We start from the raw sequence: 15,812 nt of genomic DNA on the forward strand, positions 1-15,812 counted from the left end.
GCCAGGAGCCAGTACATCAAAGTGGCACGTTACCGACCTTGATGAGTCGATAGCCAACCTTCTCCGCGCCCGCGTGAACACGGAGGATGTCAATCAACTCTTTGACAATTTGTACGATTTCCTTTCCGCCAGTCGACGGAATAGCAGCATCAATAATGAAGTAGGCATTCTTCGTCTCTTCCGTGAGCCTCGTACGTCGCCCTTGGCGCCAGTTCCAGCGCCGGCAGGTTGCGCCGAGATCATCCGTCCAGATGACTTCCCCTTCGGGCACGATCACATGGTCCGCAGAAGAGTCGTCGGCAATGTCGAAACTCTCTCGCCCCGTTGCCGGCCGCAGTTCGAGCACGCCTTGAAGCGTGTCGAGATCCTCGCCACCGATCGGCACAAGGTGACGAAGGCTCAGTGCGTTATAAAAGTCGACCAGGCAGTTGATCGTCGGAACGGTCGAGTCCGGCCGGAGCGCGCGTCGCGCAAGCGATTCGACCGAACACGGATACTTTCGCGGCTTTGCGTTAAAACGCTTGTAGATTTCGTGCCAGCAAGCAATTTTAGGGTGGTCACGGAGCCCGTCTGCATCGACGACTGTGTGCAAGGCTGCAGCAGCATCAGCAAGTGCCTTGCTGCTTTCGGCGTTCGACGGGCTGTTGTTCAGCCCGATCGCGACAATGACGGCAATCGTTGCTTCCGGGTACGTATCATCAATTGCAGCCGACACGCGGAATTGCTCCAGCGCGGCTGCTACAGGATCTTCGATTTCAACTGACACGACTCACTCCCAAGTACATTCCGGGAACGACTATAGCCCGAAAAAATCGAGAGTTCAATATATTTGTCTTTTAGTTCAGTTTGATGTCATCAGCTAAACGTTCCAGCCCCTGCGCGAGCGACCGTCCGTGGCTCGACGACCACCATCATGAAGACAACTTCGTGGTCCAGTTCGTTGGCATACCGATGCGGGACGTCCGCCGAGAACACCAACGCCTCCTGGGTAGCCACCGTTTCGCACACCGGCCCCGCGGTAACCGTCAGAGTTCCGGCCGTGACAAACAGTAGCTCCTTGGTACCCGGCGGATGAGCAATACCGTCGTAAGATTCACGCGGGCTCAGGCGCCATTCCCAGAACTCGAGTACGGATGGTTCATCGAAGCCAGTGATGAGGCGTCCAAGACCGCCCGCCGCCCCGCGCCACAGCTCGGAGGCATCAGAAAGCTTCGTTTTGTACGCAGCGGGGCGCAAATCGGTCTCGATCAGCTTGGAGATCGGAACGACAAGCGCATTGGCCAGCCTGCATAGCGTCGCGACACTAGGGTTGGTCTTGCCCTGCTCGATCTGGACGACCATTCCGCGACTGACTCCGGATGCCTGCGCCAGCTGATCTAACGTCAGCCCACGAGCCTTCCGCTGCGCAACCAGATTTCTTCCGACGATGGTGTTGATTGCGTCGACGTCGTTCATGCGAGAACCGGTACATGTTGTGAGATCAATATAATGTACCACGCATACAGATTGCTGTTGGCGCTGGACGGCGTATGCTCGTCATGGCGCGCCAAATGACAGCAAGCCGTAATCTCAGACAAGAACCTCGATGCCCAGAGGCTCGCCGCCGGCCGGCAGTGCGTTTCGTCCCCGGATCCCTCTCACGTGCAAGCGCTGCACATTCGAACGCCCTTCGACTTCATCCGTTCTGGATGCCACGTCCCAGAGCGTGCCGCCCCCGCCTTTCTATTCGTCCGGTATGCGTTCAAGGTGGTCGAGAACGCCTCCCATCGACGCGCCGTGTCACGCATGCTGCGTAGACGCAGATCCTCGGCAAATCACCCCCGATTGATCCCCAATGCCCGGACCAGATCATTTTGATTGACTAACGTGCAATATATTGTACTATTTGGCCGATACGTTGCGGTTTGTTCCACTGCGTTCGATCACGCAGCTTCGAACGATTTCTCAACCTTTCTGGCAAAAAAATGGGCTCGATACTCGCGCTTCTCTCGTCCGTCTGTTACGGGTCGGCTGACTTTCTGAGCGGTTACTCGACGCGTCGTGTATCGATCGGGCATGTGATGCTCTTCAACCAGGTCCCGGCACTTGCAATCACGGCTTTGCTCGCTATCGCGACCCATGGGCAGATGGCAGGAGCAACCGACTGGTGGTGGAGCGCCGCAGCCGGTGTGAGCATTGCAATCTCGCTACCGGCTCTCTATATGGCACTTGGAATCGGACCTATGGCCGTGGTCGCGCCTGTAACGGCTCTAATCGGGATCGTTTTGCCGGTTCTGTTCGGTGTACTGGTTGCGCACGAAAGACCGTCCCTGCAAGCCTATATCGGCTTCCTTCTCGGTGCTCTGGCTGTCGTGATTGTCAGTGGCGCAGAACATGGTGACAGTACTGCCGAAGACAAGACCCGTCTCACCAAGGGTTTGCTTCTCGCTGTTGTCGCCGGCAGCGGGATTGCGGCAACCTACATTTGCCTGAAACAGGTTTCCCTGCAGGCAGGATTCTGGTCGCTGGCCGTGGCACGCTCCGTATCCCTATCTCTGCTGATAATTGCTGCCCTCTTCAGCTATCGCGTCACACTCGAGGCACGACCCGATTTTCGCGGTGCCATCTTCATCGCTCTGGCGGGCTGTCTCGATGCTTCCGGCACGATGCTGTACAAGTCCGCGCTGATCTATGGCCAGCAATTGTCGATTGTTGCAACCCTCGTCTCCCTCTACCCACTGACCACGGTGGTACTGGCCACAACGATTCTTCGCGAACAACTCACTTGGCAGCGGGTGCTAGGTGTCCTGCTTGCTCTGTCAGGGATCGGACTATTGGTCAGTTAACTCGACGCGTTTCGTCGAGACCGGTCAGATATTCCCCCTGACATGCCCTCTTTCGGCAAGCAGTAGCGCTTCAACGCGCCCACTCACGCCTCCGTCTTGAATATCTTGTCTCTGCCAGTTATCGCCCCCCCCCAGGAGAACTTCTAACGATTGGGGTCCGGCAAATCACAAAGTCGACGACAATCGTTATTACCCACACCCCGACCCCAGCCAGATCTTGTCAATTTGGCGACCACATCCACAAGGCAGTGTGCGCTCAGCACCACCGGTATTGAGCGCGGTCGCAACATAACTTAATTCGCTTGATAGAACGTGTATCGCAGCCGACTAAATCAATCGATCGAGGCTATGCTCAAGATCAGCCCAGATGTCCTCGACATCTTCAAGCCCGACCGACAGTCTGATCATGCCGCGCGACACGCCTCTGGCGAGCTTTGCCGATGGAACAATTCGCTGCCGCGCCTCGACGAGTGCCGCAGGATGCGTGATCAGCGACTCGGTATCTCCGAGACTCACAGCCTTTCCAATCAGCGTGAGACCGTCGATCAACTTCGTTGCGCCGTCGAAGCCCGACTTCAGCTCGAACGACAGCATCCCCGAGCCCGCGCTCATTTGCGTCCGTGCCAGTTCGTACTGCGGGTGTATCGGCAGGAGCGGATAACAGACCGTCGCCACTGCAGCATGTTGATCGAGTAGCTTTGCGATCTGGAGCGCGCTTTCCCCATGCTGACGCATCCGGATCTTCAGCGTCTTCAACCCGCGCAGGACCAGAAAGCAACTCATCGGCGAGAGGCTCGAACCGGTCATGTATCGCATGCCCTTGGCTCTGATCCTGTCGATCATTTCTGCGCTGCCAATAACCGCGCCACCGAGCGTGTCCCCATGACCATTGATGTATTTCGTCAACGAATGGATGACGAGATCCGCGCCAAATGAAACCGGCTGTTGCAACGCCGGCGACGCAAATGTCGAATCGATCACCACGAGCAGACCCGCTGCCCTGGCTCGGTCTGCGATGGCGCGGATATCAAGTACCTCGCCCGACGGATTCACGGGACTTTCGAAGTATACGATTCGCGTCTTGTCCGTGAGCGCCGCGGAGAACTCGTCAGGGTTCATCAAATCGACCTTCTTGACGCCGATGCCGAGGCCAGGCAGCCCGTCATCGAGATAGCTTGATGCGGTTGAATAGATCGTATGGTGCGAAATGATTTCGTCGCCGCACTGAAGCAACGTCATCAACGTCGAACAGATGGCGCCCATCCCGGTACCCGTCACAAGCGCGGCCTCAGCTCCTTCCAGCGAGGCCAGACGAGCCTCAAGCAGCGCTTGCGTCGGGTTGTGCTGCCGACCGTACACGTATCGATCACTCTCGCCAGCGAATACCGCTTCCGCATCCGCCATCGTGTCGAACGAGTAAGTCGATGTCATGTAGACCGGCGCGTTCACCGCACCGTGAGCCTCTTGGGCATCGTAGCCAAGATGGATGGCCCTCGTCATGAAGCCCATCTTGTCGTAATCGTGCTTCTTGCTCATTGCATGCTGTCCATGTGGAATTGACCGTTTTCGAGCACCCCCGCTCGGTCTTGGCCAGATTACAGAATTTGGTTCAGAAACTGCACCGCGCGTTCGTTTTTCGGCCGCGTGAAGAACGTTTGGGGATCGTTCTCCTCGACGATTTGCCCCTGGTCCATGAAGATCACTCGGTCCGCCACCTTCCTCGCAAATGCCATTTCATGGGTCACGCAAAGCATCGTGACCTTGCTCTCCTCGGCGAGTGAGACCATGACATCAAGCACCTCCTTGACCATCTCAGGATCGAGAGCGGAAGTCGGTTCGTCGAACAGGATCACCTTGGGTTGCATACATAGCGATCTGGCGATGGCCACGCGTTGCTGTTGGCCGCCCGACAACTGTCCGGGATATTTCTCGGCTTGATCCGGGATCCTCACACGCGTCAAGTACTTCATTGCCATCTCGCGCGCCTCGTCCAACGGCTTCTTGAGCACCCAGGTCGGGCCGAGCGTCAGGTTTTCGAGCACCGTCAAATGCGGGAACAGATTGAAGTGCTGAAAAACCATTCCGACCTTCTGCCGGACAGCCTCGACCTGACGCAGGTTGTCCGTCAACTCGGTTCCGTCGACGACGATTCGCCCCTGTTGATGTTCTTCCAGCCGATTGATGCAACGAATCATCGTGGACTTGCCGGAACCGGACGGGCCGCATATCACGATACGCTCACCGGCGCGCACTACAAGATCAATCTGACGCAAAACTTGGAACCCACCGTACCACTTGTTCACCCCTTGCAGGGTGATCATCGCCTCACGTGGCGAAGCCGCCTGGGATGCCGTACTCATTTGTGCTCCTTCGAGAGAGTCGCCTCGAGCGCCCGGCTGAAGCGGGACATCGAATAGCAGAAAACGAAATAGATCGCCGAGATGAACACATACGCCTCGATGTCGAATCCTCCCCATGCCGAGTCCGCCAATGCCGCGCGCGCGCTTAGTGTCAGATCGAATATGCCGATGATTACGACGAGCGATGTCTCCTTGAACAGCGTGATGAAGGTACTGACCAGCGGGCCGATGACGACTCTAAGCGCTTGTGGCAGGATGATTTTTAAGGTCTTCTGAGCGAACGTCAGACCAATCGAGTCAGCCCCCTCATACTGCCCCTTGGGAACCGCTTGAAGCCCGCCTCGCACAACCTCGGCCACATATGCCGCGGCAAAGAAGATGATGGCCAGCTGCGCGCGCAGCAACTTGTCGATCGAAAAGCCTTCCGGCAGGAAGAAAGGCAACATCACGGACGACATGAACAACACACTGATCAACGGCACGCCGCGGATCAGCTCGATATACATCACGCACAGGGTCTTGATTGCAGGCATTCTCGAACGGCGCCCCAAAGCCAGCAAGACGCCGAGTGGAAAGGCAACCCCGATTCCGAAAGTTGCGAACATCAACGTAACAGGCAAGCCACCCCAGTTCTCGTCCGCCACATACTTGAGCCCGAGCACGCCGCCCCACATGAGCGTCGCGGCAAGCACCAGCCCCATGCCCCACAAGCCAACGATCCTGCGGTTCCAGAAGAAGCGATGCCCGCTTCCGACAATCACCCCGACCAGAAGCACCGTTGCAACAAGTGGGCGCCATTGCTCCTGATACGGATAGGTGCCGAACAGAATCAGGCGGTACTTCTCCGCGATGAATGCCCAGCAAGCCCCTGACGCATGCTGTCTGCACGCGTTCGCGCTTTCAGCCACGAAGGTCGCGTCGAAGACGGCCCAGTTTGCGAGCGGTACCAGCGCAATGCAGATCACAACCGCCAACACTAGCGTCAACGCTGCCTGCAGTGGGCTGGCAAACAAGGCTCGCCGGATCTTCTTCATGCGGGAATGCCCGGCAATGCGGGCGGCCGGCACCATCTGGCGGTCATCAGGAGACAAGGTGTTCATGCTATCGCTCCGTTAACGCCAGGCGGTCGTTGTACCAATTCATGAAGAGGGAAATCGAGAGGCTGACAGTCAGATAGGCCGCCATCACGATCAGAATGCATTCGATGGCTTGGCCGGTCTGATTCAGGACAGTGTCGACCACGGCGACAATGTCGGGAAAACCGATAGCCACAGCCAGCGAGCTGTTCTTGACAAAATTCAGATACTGGCTCGAGAGAGGGGGAATGATGACGCGCAATGCCTGCGGCAAGACCACCAGCCGGAGCACCTTCCCGTTCGACAAACCGATCGACCGGGCCGCCTCCCACTGACCACGATCGACAGCACGGATTCCTGCCCGTACGATCTCTCCGATATATGCCGTGGTGTAAATGACGAGTCCGAGCATCAATGTCGTAAATTCCGGCGAAACTGACGCGCCACCGGTGAAGTTGAATCCGCTCAACGCAGGGACCTGAAGCCGGAGATCGAGTCCGCTGATGAGGTAGGCGGCGAACGGGACCGCAACGACTGCAACAACGACGTATCGCCAGTACGGGTGCACGGCGCCCATGCGCACGCGATGGCGCTCTCGCAAACGCCACAGAACGGCAGACAACATCAGGACTCCCACAAGGCTGCCCACCATCGACGACGCCGATGCACCAGCCACCGTTGGAAATGCGAGACCGCGGTTCGAGAGAAACACGTCGGGCAGCAGGACATGCGCGTCGCGCGGCGCGGGCATGACCTGCGTGATCAGGACGTACCAGAAAAAAAGCTGAATCAACAGCGGAATGTTCCGTACGACTTCAACGTATGCCGACGCAATGCTTGACAGCAACGGATTCCGGGAAACGCGTGCGATGCCGGTCAAGGTGCCGAGGATCGTCGCCGCGACGATCCCGATCACGGCCACCCGAAGCGTATTGGTCAGGCCGACCAAAATCGCATACCCATACGTATCAAGCGGTGAATACGGCAGCCAGGATTCACTGATAGCGAAGCCCGCAGGCTGCGTCAGATATCCAAACCCGGAGGCAATGTTGTGCGCAGCCAGGTTATGAATCGTGTTGGTAACCAGAAACCAGACCAGCGATATCACCGCCACGACTGCGACAATCTGGTAGATGACGGATCGCAACTTGGGATCCGTCCACGAGAACCTTATGGAAGATGATGGTCTCATCGCAGCTTTCATGTCGAGCACTCAGCAAAAATCCCGGCGTCAATCCTGGACGGAAGTTTCACGTCGCGTGGCCCATCCGGCACTGGGTCGACCACGGACGCAGTTCCGTCATCGACTATCGAATAGGCCATCCATACATCAGGCCGCCCTGCGTATAAAGCGCATTCATACCGCGAGGCAGCTTGACAGCGCTTTCCATCCCCATCGATCGCTCGAACGTCTCGCCATAGTTTCCGACCTGCTTCACGATGTTGTAAGCCCATGCATCGCTCACCCCAAGCCCCTTTCCAAGGCCGGGCGTTACGCCCAGCAGTCGCTGCACGTTGGGATTCGAGCTCTTGCGCATCTGGTCGACGTTTTTCGAGGTGACCCCGTACTCCTCCGCTTCAAACATTGCATTGAGTGTCCAGCGCACGACGTTGAACCATGCCTCATCGCCCTGTCGGACCATCGGGCCGAGCGGCTCCTTCGAAAGCGCATCAGGCAAGATCACGAACTGCTCGGGGTTCTGGAGCGTGACACGTGCCGTCGCGAGCTCGGACTTGTCGGCAGTCACGGCGTCGCATCGGCCCGCGACAAACGCCCGCAACAACTCCTCGTACTTGCTCAACACGACCGGTCGGAACTTGAGGTTGTGGGATCTGAACCAGTCCGTGAGATTCAACTCTGTCGTGGTGCCCGGCAGCACACATATCGCGCCGCCATCCAGCCCCTTCGCGTCCTTCACGCCAAGGCTCTTTTTGACCATCAGGCCCTGTGCATCGTAAAAGTTGACGCCCGTACCGACCAAACCCAGTGTCGAATCGCGACTCAGGGTCTGCGTCGTGTTCCGCGTGAGCACATCGACTTCGCCGGCCTGCAACGCGGTAAAGCGTTGTTGAGTCGTCAACGGCGTGATCTTTGTCTTGCCGGCATCACCCAACGCAGCGGCCGCGATGGCTCGACACATGTCGACATCCAGGCCCTGCCAGTTCCCTTTACTGTCCAGATAGGCGAAGCCCGGAAGGTTCGTCGACACACCGCAAGTCACGACACCCTTCTTCTTGACACTGTCGAATGTGGTCCCCGCGATTGCGGTTGCAGACGTAGCAAGAATCACGGTACCGAGAATCCATTTCAAACCCTTCATGTCGCCTCCATTTAATAGGTGAAATATTGCGCTTGCCCGGACCAACAAACGGGCGAGACCGCTTGGGCGTGCGAACGACTCTCCAGCCTTCGCTTGGCCCGTCCACTAACCCGATTCGGTGCCGTGTTGCAACCGGTATTTGGGACGGAGTATTCGGGTCCAATTTCCTACTGGCTATGGCGGTAAATTCATACCTGCTATGACGGGAGCCGCCGCTGCTCCACCAGTAACTCGAGCAGGAGGCGGTGACGAGATTCATACGAGCTATGAGGGCAGCCCCATAGCTCCGAGTACTTGGCCCGTCTACGCTCTGCACACGTTTTTCCCTTACTTGTGTGAGACGATCCAAATGGACTTGAGAGCAAAGGAGTACTTCGACGAACGGGCCACCCGCGAGATGCATGAACATCTCAAGCCGGCCAATCGCACTCTGCAGGAAACGCTTGCGTTTGCATGTCGGATCCTCGCGATGACGGGTCAGGAAGCCGGCCTCGCCGGTCAGATCAGTGCGAGATCCGAGCGGCAAGACGCCTACTGGACCCTGCGCTTCGGGCTTGGATTTGACGAGGCAACGCCCCACGATTTCATCGAGGTCGACCGTGACCTGAATACGCTCTCAGGGGACGGCATGGCGAATCCAGCGACACGCTTCCACCTGTGGGTCTACAAAGCACGCCCCGATATCCAGAGTATCATCCATACGCATTCCCCTTACGTGTCCGCCCTCGTCGCCGCCCGCCAGCCGCTCATCGTCTCCCAGATGGACATGACGCCGTTCCATGACGATTGCGCGTTCCTCGCTGATTGGCCGGGTGTCCCCATCGCAGATCAGGAAGGCGTCATCATCTCGCAAGCCCTAGGACAAAAGCGCTCGATCCTGTTGGCGCACCATGGCCAACTGACCACCGGCAATTGTATTGAGGAAGCAACCTACCTGTCGGTCTATCTCGAACGAGCAGCACGCATGCAGATCCGCGCGCAGACATTCGGGCCGCTCACTCCGTTGTCGGATTCTCTGGCCAAGGAAGCGCACGACTACCTGCTGAAACCGTCCATCGTTCGAGGGACATTCGACTATTGGTGTCGCCAGACGGAAAAAGTCGCCTGACATGGCAACGGGGCTACTTCGCGCCGTTTTCGTGGGGTAGCCCGAATAGAGTCGGGAATGTCGACGTGATACGATGATCGCCACCATAGCCCGCCGGCCTGGCATCCCGAACGCGGCACACTTGACTCACGCGTGTCACCCTCATGTCGGATCCATAACCCGACGCACGCGACCAGTGAGAATGAAAGGGGCGTGGAAACTCTACTCACGAAAGTGACAGCCCCGATGAAATACATGGATCACCAACTGCGATTGTTCCTCGTAATCGCAAAGTCTCAGTCTTTGTCAGCCGCAGCGGAGTCGCTGGATCTCACTCAATCGAGCTTGAGTAAGCAGCTCAGCGCCCTCGAGTCGTATGTTGGCCAGCCGTTGTTCGAGCGACACGGCCGAGGCGTCTCGCTGTCCGACGCCGGGCAACGATTGCTCAATGCGGCTCGCCCTGCTTACGAGCTGATCGACAATTGCATCACGCAGATGCGGGAGCAACAAGGCATCACCGAAGGCTCGCTTCGCGTCGCAACGATCCACACACTGAGCTACTACTTTGTTGCGGATGTCATGGCGAAGTTCATGGGGCAACGCCCGAAGGTCAATATGACCCTGCTCGGGCGAAGCTCTCCGGAAGTCGTTGATCTGGTTGAGACGGGTAAGGCAGATTTGGGCTTCGTCTACGATACTGCAGTCGCGTCGGACGAAGTCAGCATCACACCTCTGTTTGACGAAGAGATGTGTCTTGTCGTGCACGAGGACTCAAACTTCGCCGAACTCGATCAGATCTCCCTGAACGAGCACGATGTTCCTCTCATTGTTTTCCCGCAGCACTATGCTCTACGGCGCATGTTGACGGGCCAGATTCCACACTTCAATATCGCTGCCGAAGTCGATACGGTGGACGCCATGCTCCGGCTCGCCTCCGTCACGACCGGCCAGTGCATTTTGCCGAGCCGCATGCCGACCAAACTGCTGCAGGACTACCACCTCAAGCGCGTCAAGATCGTCAGCCCGATACTTACTCGCAGAATCGTCGCAATCACCCGACGCGGACGAGTTCAATCGCCATTGCTGACACTCCTCCTCGACATAGCCCGGACAACACTTGAATAAGAATCGGCTGTCATAGCAGCTATGACGGTTACGTCATGGCTGCCCATGTTTTGGTTTCGCATACTGCCTTCGGTCCCGCATCGCTTCACGGTGCGGGTATTCCAATGGCACTCTCCTCCGATGCGAAGCTATGGCGCCCCCAGCCAATCATTCCGCAACAAACGCGACGACCGAACCATCGCCTCGTGCCAGTCAATCGAGAATTGTCGGCATCGCGAGCATGTTGGGTACCACGATCGAGTGGTACGACTTCTTCGTCTACGGCACCGCTGCCGCGCTGGTTTTCAATCGGATCTTCTTTCCCGCAGTCGATCCGCTGACCGGCACACTTGCCGCGTTTGCGACCTACGCCGTCGGATTTTTCGCGCGACCTCTGGGCGGCATCATCTTCGGTCACTTCGGCGACCGCCTTGGCCGGAAGTCGATGTTGCTCGTGACACTGCTCATGATGGGCGTGCCGACGATTGCTATCGGCCTCATACCTGACTACAACGCAATCGGCTACTGGGCTGCAGTCGGCCTCGTAGCCATGCGTGTCATCCAGGGTATCGCAGTCGGCGGTGAATGGGGCGGCGCAGTGCTCATGGCGATCGAACATGCACCGGCAGGCAAACGTGGTTTCTTCGGGAGTCTTCCGCAAACTGGCGTGGCTCCGGGCCTGATTCTGTCCTCGCTCGCCATGGCGGCGGTTTCCAAGCTTCCCGAGCAAGACATGTTGTCGTGGGGATGGCGGGTGCCATTCCTCGCGAGCGTTGTCTTGTTGATCGTGGGTTGGGTCATCCGGATCAAGGTCGAAGAATCGCCGGCGTTTGAAGCAATGAAGCGGACCGGCAACGCCGTTGCGATGCCGCTCGTCGCGGTCATTGAAGAGCATCTGGGCTCCGTGCTGAAAGTTGCCGGTGCGCGCATGGCAGAGGTGACCTGGTTCTACACCGTCGTCACGTTTGCTCTCTCGTATGGCACCACCACGCTCCGACTATCCAAGTCGACGATGCTGGATGGCGTGATGTGCGGAGCTGCAGTCGCCCTACTGGCCATGCCCGCGACCGGAATGCTCGGAGATCGCTATGGCCACCGCCGTGTCTTCGCGATCGGCTGTGTCGCTGTCTGTCTATTCGGCTTTCCGTTCTTCGCGATGCTGCGCACCGGAACTGCCGGGATGGTGTATCTGGCGATGGTGGTAGCGATCGGCATCATCTATTCGATCCTGTATGCGACCGAGGGCGCGCTCTTTTCAGCTCAGTTTCCCGCCCCCGTGCGATACAGCGGCATCTCGCTGGCCGTCCAGGTGTCTGGCGCGCTTGGCGGGGGGCTGGCTCCGATCCTCGCTACATGGCTTCTCAAGCTGGCCAACGGCAGCCCTTCACTGATTGCGCTCTACCTTGCGTTTCTCGGGGTTGTCGGCATAACGAGTACCTGTCTGATGAGGGAGACATCGCCATCATGAAGCGTATCGACTACTACTATTGGATCAACTCCGATTGGGCCTATCTCGGCAATGATCGCCTGGAAGAGATCGCGTCACGTCACGGAGCCGAGCTGAACTACTTACCGGTCGATCTACCGCATGTCTATTCGCGCACCGGCGGCGTATTGCTGTCCCAGCGCTCGAAGGAACGCCAGGCGTATCGGGAGGCCGAGCTCGCTCGGTGGTGCAGAAAGCTCGGGACACACGTCAATCCCACTCCGAGGTTCATGTGTCCCAATGGCGATCTCGCGTCCTGTGTCGTCATTGCGGCAAAGCTGGCCGGATTGCACCTAGCCCCTCTATCACAGGCGATCTTGCGTGCTGAATGGGTTGACGAGCAGGACATCTCCAGTGAAGCCACGTTGGCACGTGTTATTGATAGCGTCGGATACGACAGTCTGAATTTGTTGATCGACGCGCGCACTCCAACCGTGACCGCGGAATACCGCTCGTACACCCAGCGCGCAATCTCTGCCGGCGTCTTCGGGTCGCCGAGCTATGTCTTCGATGGCGAAGTTTTCTGGGGACAAGACCGGCTCGAATTTCTCGACGCTGCGCTGGCATAACAACAGCCTCGGCTAAACCGGTTGCGTGTCACCGAGCACGAACGCGCGGCGCATAGCGCTGCATGACAGGAATTCAACATAGGGCGACTGACGATGTCAGGAGCAATTGCAGGAGACTCAAGTAGCATGACAGATCTTTCGAATGGCGCGCGACTGCGCCTGGACAGCGCCCTTCATCAAATCGACCAGGATCCGGTCGAGACCGAAGAATGGCTCGAAGCGCTTGATGGCGTGGCCCAGTGTGTCGGCCCCGAGCGTGTTCGGTTCTTGATGGAGCGGTTGGCAAAACGAGCGGCTTCGCTCGGCATCGCTGTCATTCAGCCCGCCATGACGCCCTACCAGAACACGATCGCGGTGGCGGAACAACCGCCCTACCCGGGAGACGCCACACTAGAAGAGCGTCTGTCTGCCGCATTGCGTTGGAACGCCCTCGCGATGGTCGTTCGGGCCAACAAGGCCTATGGGGAACTCGGCGGGCATATCGCGAGTTATGCATCCGCAGCCGATCTGTTCGAAGTGGGCTTCAACCACTTCTTCCGCGCGGCCGACGCAGAAGGAGGTGGAGACCTCGTCTACTTCCAACCTCACTCTGCGCCGGGTGTGTACGCTCGCGCCTATCTGGAAGGCTTCCTGTCCGAGCAGAACCTCGAACACTACCGCCGGGAAATCGGCGGTCCGGGGCTGTGTTCGTATCCGCACCCGTGGCTGATGCCTGACTTCTGGCAGTTTCCGACGGGATCCATGGGCATCGGACCCATCAACGCGATCTATCAAGCGCGATTTATTCGGTATATGCAGAATCGATCGCTCGTACCTACCGCAGACAAGAAGGTGTGGGGCTTCTTCGGCGACGGTGAAATGGACGAACCCGAAGCGATCGGCGCACTATCACTCGCCGCGCGAGAGCATCTCGACAATCTGGTTTTCGTCATCAACTGCAACCTGCAACGACTCGACGGTCCAGTTCGTGGCAACGGACGAATCGTCGACGAGCTTGAGGCGCTCTTCCGTGGAGCCGGATGGAATGTCATCAAGGTCCTTTGGGGTAGCGACTGGGATGCGCTTTTCGCTCGAGATGCCAACGGCGCCCTTCTCAACGCATTTTCTCGAACCGTCGATGGCCAGTTCCAGACCTTCTCCGCAAACAGCGGCGCCTACAACCGCGAGCATTTCTTTGGTCAATCGCCGGAACTGCAATCACTTGCAGCTCACTTGAGCGACGACGAGATCGATCAACTGCGACGCGGTGGCCACGATCCGCGCAAGCTTCATGCTGCCTACGCGCGAGCAATGACCCATACCGGCCAACCGACCGTCATTCTCGCGAAGACGATGAAGGGGTTCGGGATGGGCGCGGCTGGCCAGGGGCGCATGACAACGCACCAGCAGAAGAAACTCGAGATCGACGATCTGAAGGCGTTTCGCACACGCTTCGCGCTGCCGCTGTCGGACGACGACGTTGCCGAACTCAAGTTCTATCGCCCGTCGCCCGATAGTGCGGAGATGCGATATATGCATGCCCGCCGGACGGCGCTGGGTGGCTATCTGCCGCGGCGACGCCGAACCGCCTCTCGTTCGCCGGAATTGCCCCCGCTCTCGAACTACGGCGAATTTGCCTCCGAGCTGGACGGCAGGGAGATGTCGACGACGCTCGCGCTCGTCAGGATGATGACGAATTTGCTGAAGGACAAAGCTATCGGCCCGCGCGTCGTGCCCATCGTTGCAGACGAGGCACGGACCTTCGGCATGGCGAACATGTTCCGCCAGGTCGGGATCTATTCGCCACACGGTCAGCTCTATGAGCCGGAGGACCTCGGGTCCATGCTCTACTACCGCGAAACGGCGACGGGACAGATTCTCGAGGAAGGCATTTCCGAGGCAGGCGCCGTCTCCTCCTGGATCGCGGCGGCCACGGCATATAGTGTCCACGACACGACAATGCTTCCGTTCTACATCTACTACTCGATGTTCGGCTTCCAGCGCATCGGAGACCTGATCTGGGCAGCGGCCGATCAGAGAGCCCGCGGGTTTCTCGTCGGTGCGACGTCAGGGAAAACCACCCTCGGCGGCGAGGGACTCCAGCATCAGGATGGCAGCAGCCATCTGGCTGCGTCGACGATACCCAACTGTCGTGCTTACGATCCGGCCTTTGCATACGAAGTCGCAACGATCGTCGATGCTGGTATGAAGGAAATGATCGAGGATCAGCTCGACGTCTTCTACTACGTGACCGTGACCAACGAGAACTACAGTCAACCGTCCGTACCCGAGATCGACCCGCTTCAGTTGCGTAACGGTATCGTGAAGGGGATGTACGAACTGCCTCGGCAGAAACTCGCTCAACCACTCGTACAACTTCTTGGGTCGGGTGCGATCTTGCGCGAAATTATTGCGGCTGCGGAGTGTCTCGAGGCCGACTGGCAGATTCCCGTTTCCGTTTGGAGTGTGACCAGCTTCACCGAGTTGCACCGTGACAGCATCGCCGCAGAACGCTCTTCCCGACTGGGCAATCCGACCCAATCGTATGTTTCTCAGTCGCTTGGGACCGAAGCGTCCGTGGTCGTCGCCGCGACGGATTACGTACGTGCCGTACCCGAACTCATTCGAGGTTTTGTACCCAGGAAGTACGTGACGTTGGGAACCGATGGTTTTGGAAGAAGCGATACTCGTCAGGCGCTTCGTGAGTTCTTTGAAGTCGATCGGGATTCCATTGTCATCGCGACGTTGCATGCGCTCAGCGAGATTGGCAAGGTCGATGCCGCGGTCGTCGCAGAAGCGTTGAATCGCTACAACAAGGCTCCTGGCACTCCCGCTCCCTGGACGGTCTAACAACATCCGTTTTCGCTCTCGTAGTGCCGACTGGTCCGGGGATCATGGTCCTCGGTCAGCAATGAAAGCCCCGGGAATGTTCTTCCCGGGGTTTTTGTCGTTACGCGAGAGATTGCGGGAAACAACACAGCTACTCAAGGAACGACGCCGCTTCA

At 58.2% G+C, this 15,812-nt stretch carries 13 protein-coding genes; 6 read left to right on the top strand and 7 right to left on the bottom strand.

Going from position 1 to position 15,812, the window contains the following annotated elements; genetic code table 11:
- Positions 1–16: 16 nt before the first annotated feature.
- Entirely contained in the window at positions 17–766 is a 750-nt protein-coding gene (locus tag DIE11_RS04330) for a B3/4 domain-containing protein (RefSeq protein ID WP_124621736.1), read from the bottom strand.
- Between the two features lie 89 nt (positions 767–855).
- Positions 856–1,455 (bottom strand): helix-turn-helix domain-containing protein, encoded by a 600-nt coding sequence (locus DIE11_RS04335; protein WP_124621738.1) that lies wholly within the window; start codon positions 1,453–1,455, stop codon positions 856–858.
- 509 nt (positions 1,456–1,964) lie between these two features.
- Between DIE11_RS04335 and DIE11_RS04340 the strand changes: the two genes are divergently transcribed.
- Positions 1,965–2,825, top strand: a complete 861-nt coding sequence (locus DIE11_RS04340) for a DMT family transporter (RefSeq protein WP_124621740.1) — start codon at positions 1,965–1,967, stop codon at positions 2,823–2,825.
- Positions 2,826–3,152: 327 nt separating this feature from the next.
- Here the strand turns inward: DIE11_RS04340 and DIE11_RS04345 are convergent, their stop codons facing one another.
- The 5 genes from DIE11_RS04345 to DIE11_RS04365 form a co-directional block, all read right to left on the bottom strand.
- The gene (locus DIE11_RS04345) at positions 3,153–4,361 is read right to left on the bottom strand and encodes a PLP-dependent aspartate aminotransferase family protein (RefSeq protein WP_124621742.1); all 1,209 of its coding nucleotides are present in this window, start codon (positions 4,359–4,361) and stop codon (positions 3,153–3,155) included.
- A 59-nt stretch (positions 4,362–4,420) separates the two neighbouring features.
- Positions 4,421–5,185, bottom strand: a complete 765-nt coding sequence (locus DIE11_RS04350) for an amino acid ABC transporter ATP-binding protein (protein WP_124621744.1) — start codon at positions 5,183–5,185, stop codon at positions 4,421–4,423.
- Positions 5,182–6,255 carry an amino acid ABC transporter permease gene (locus tag DIE11_RS04355; protein WP_124622227.1) on the bottom strand — a complete coding sequence of 358 codons (1,074 nt, stop codon included), beginning with the start codon at positions 6,253–6,255 and terminating at the stop codon, positions 5,182–5,184. Before DIE11_RS04355 ends, DIE11_RS04350 begins: the two co-directional genes overlap by 4 nt.
- Before the next feature lie 31 nt (positions 6,256–6,286).
- Entirely contained in the window at positions 6,287–7,465 is a 1,179-nt protein-coding gene (locus tag DIE11_RS04360; protein ID WP_124621746.1) for an amino acid ABC transporter permease, read from the bottom strand.
- A gap of 103 nt (positions 7,466–7,568) precedes the next feature.
- Positions 7,569–8,582 (bottom strand): amino acid ABC transporter substrate-binding protein, encoded by a 1,014-nt coding sequence (locus tag DIE11_RS04365; protein ID WP_124621748.1) that lies wholly within the window; start codon positions 8,580–8,582, stop codon positions 7,569–7,571.
- 349 nt (positions 8,583–8,931) lie between these two features.
- Between DIE11_RS04365 and DIE11_RS04370 the strand changes: the two genes are divergently transcribed.
- The 5 genes from DIE11_RS04370 to mdeB all read left to right on the top strand — a co-directional run bounded on the left by DIE11_RS04370 (position 8,932) and on the right by mdeB (position 15,657).
- Entirely contained in the window at positions 8,932–9,690 is a 759-nt protein-coding gene (locus tag DIE11_RS04370; protein WP_124621750.1) for an aldolase, read from the top strand.
- Positions 9,691–9,924: 234 nt separating this feature from the next.
- A complete protein-coding gene (locus DIE11_RS04375) occupies positions 9,925–10,794 on the top strand; it encodes a LysR family transcriptional regulator (protein ID WP_260437073.1) in 870 nt (289 codons plus the stop codon).
- A gap of 220 nt (positions 10,795–11,014) precedes the next feature.
- Entirely contained in the window at positions 11,015–12,241 is a 1,227-nt protein-coding gene (locus DIE11_RS04380; protein ID WP_124621752.1) for an MFS transporter, read from the top strand.
- Positions 12,238–12,828, top strand: coding sequence for a 2-hydroxychromene-2-carboxylate isomerase (locus DIE11_RS04385; protein WP_124621754.1), 591 nt, complete (start codon positions 12,238–12,240; stop codon positions 12,826–12,828). The genes DIE11_RS04380 and DIE11_RS04385 overlap by 4 nt, the downstream gene beginning before the upstream one ends.
- A 126-nt stretch (positions 12,829–12,954) precedes the next feature.
- A complete protein-coding gene (gene mdeB, locus DIE11_RS04390; protein ID WP_124621756.1) occupies positions 12,955–15,657 on the top strand; it encodes an alpha-ketoglutarate dehydrogenase in 2,703 nt (900 codons plus the stop codon).
- Positions 15,658–15,812: the final 155 nt, after the last annotated feature.

The organism is Burkholderia sp. Bp9012 (assembly GCF_003853825.1).
GTDB lineage: Bacteria > Pseudomonadota > Gammaproteobacteria > Burkholderiales > Burkholderiaceae > Burkholderia > Burkholderia diffusa.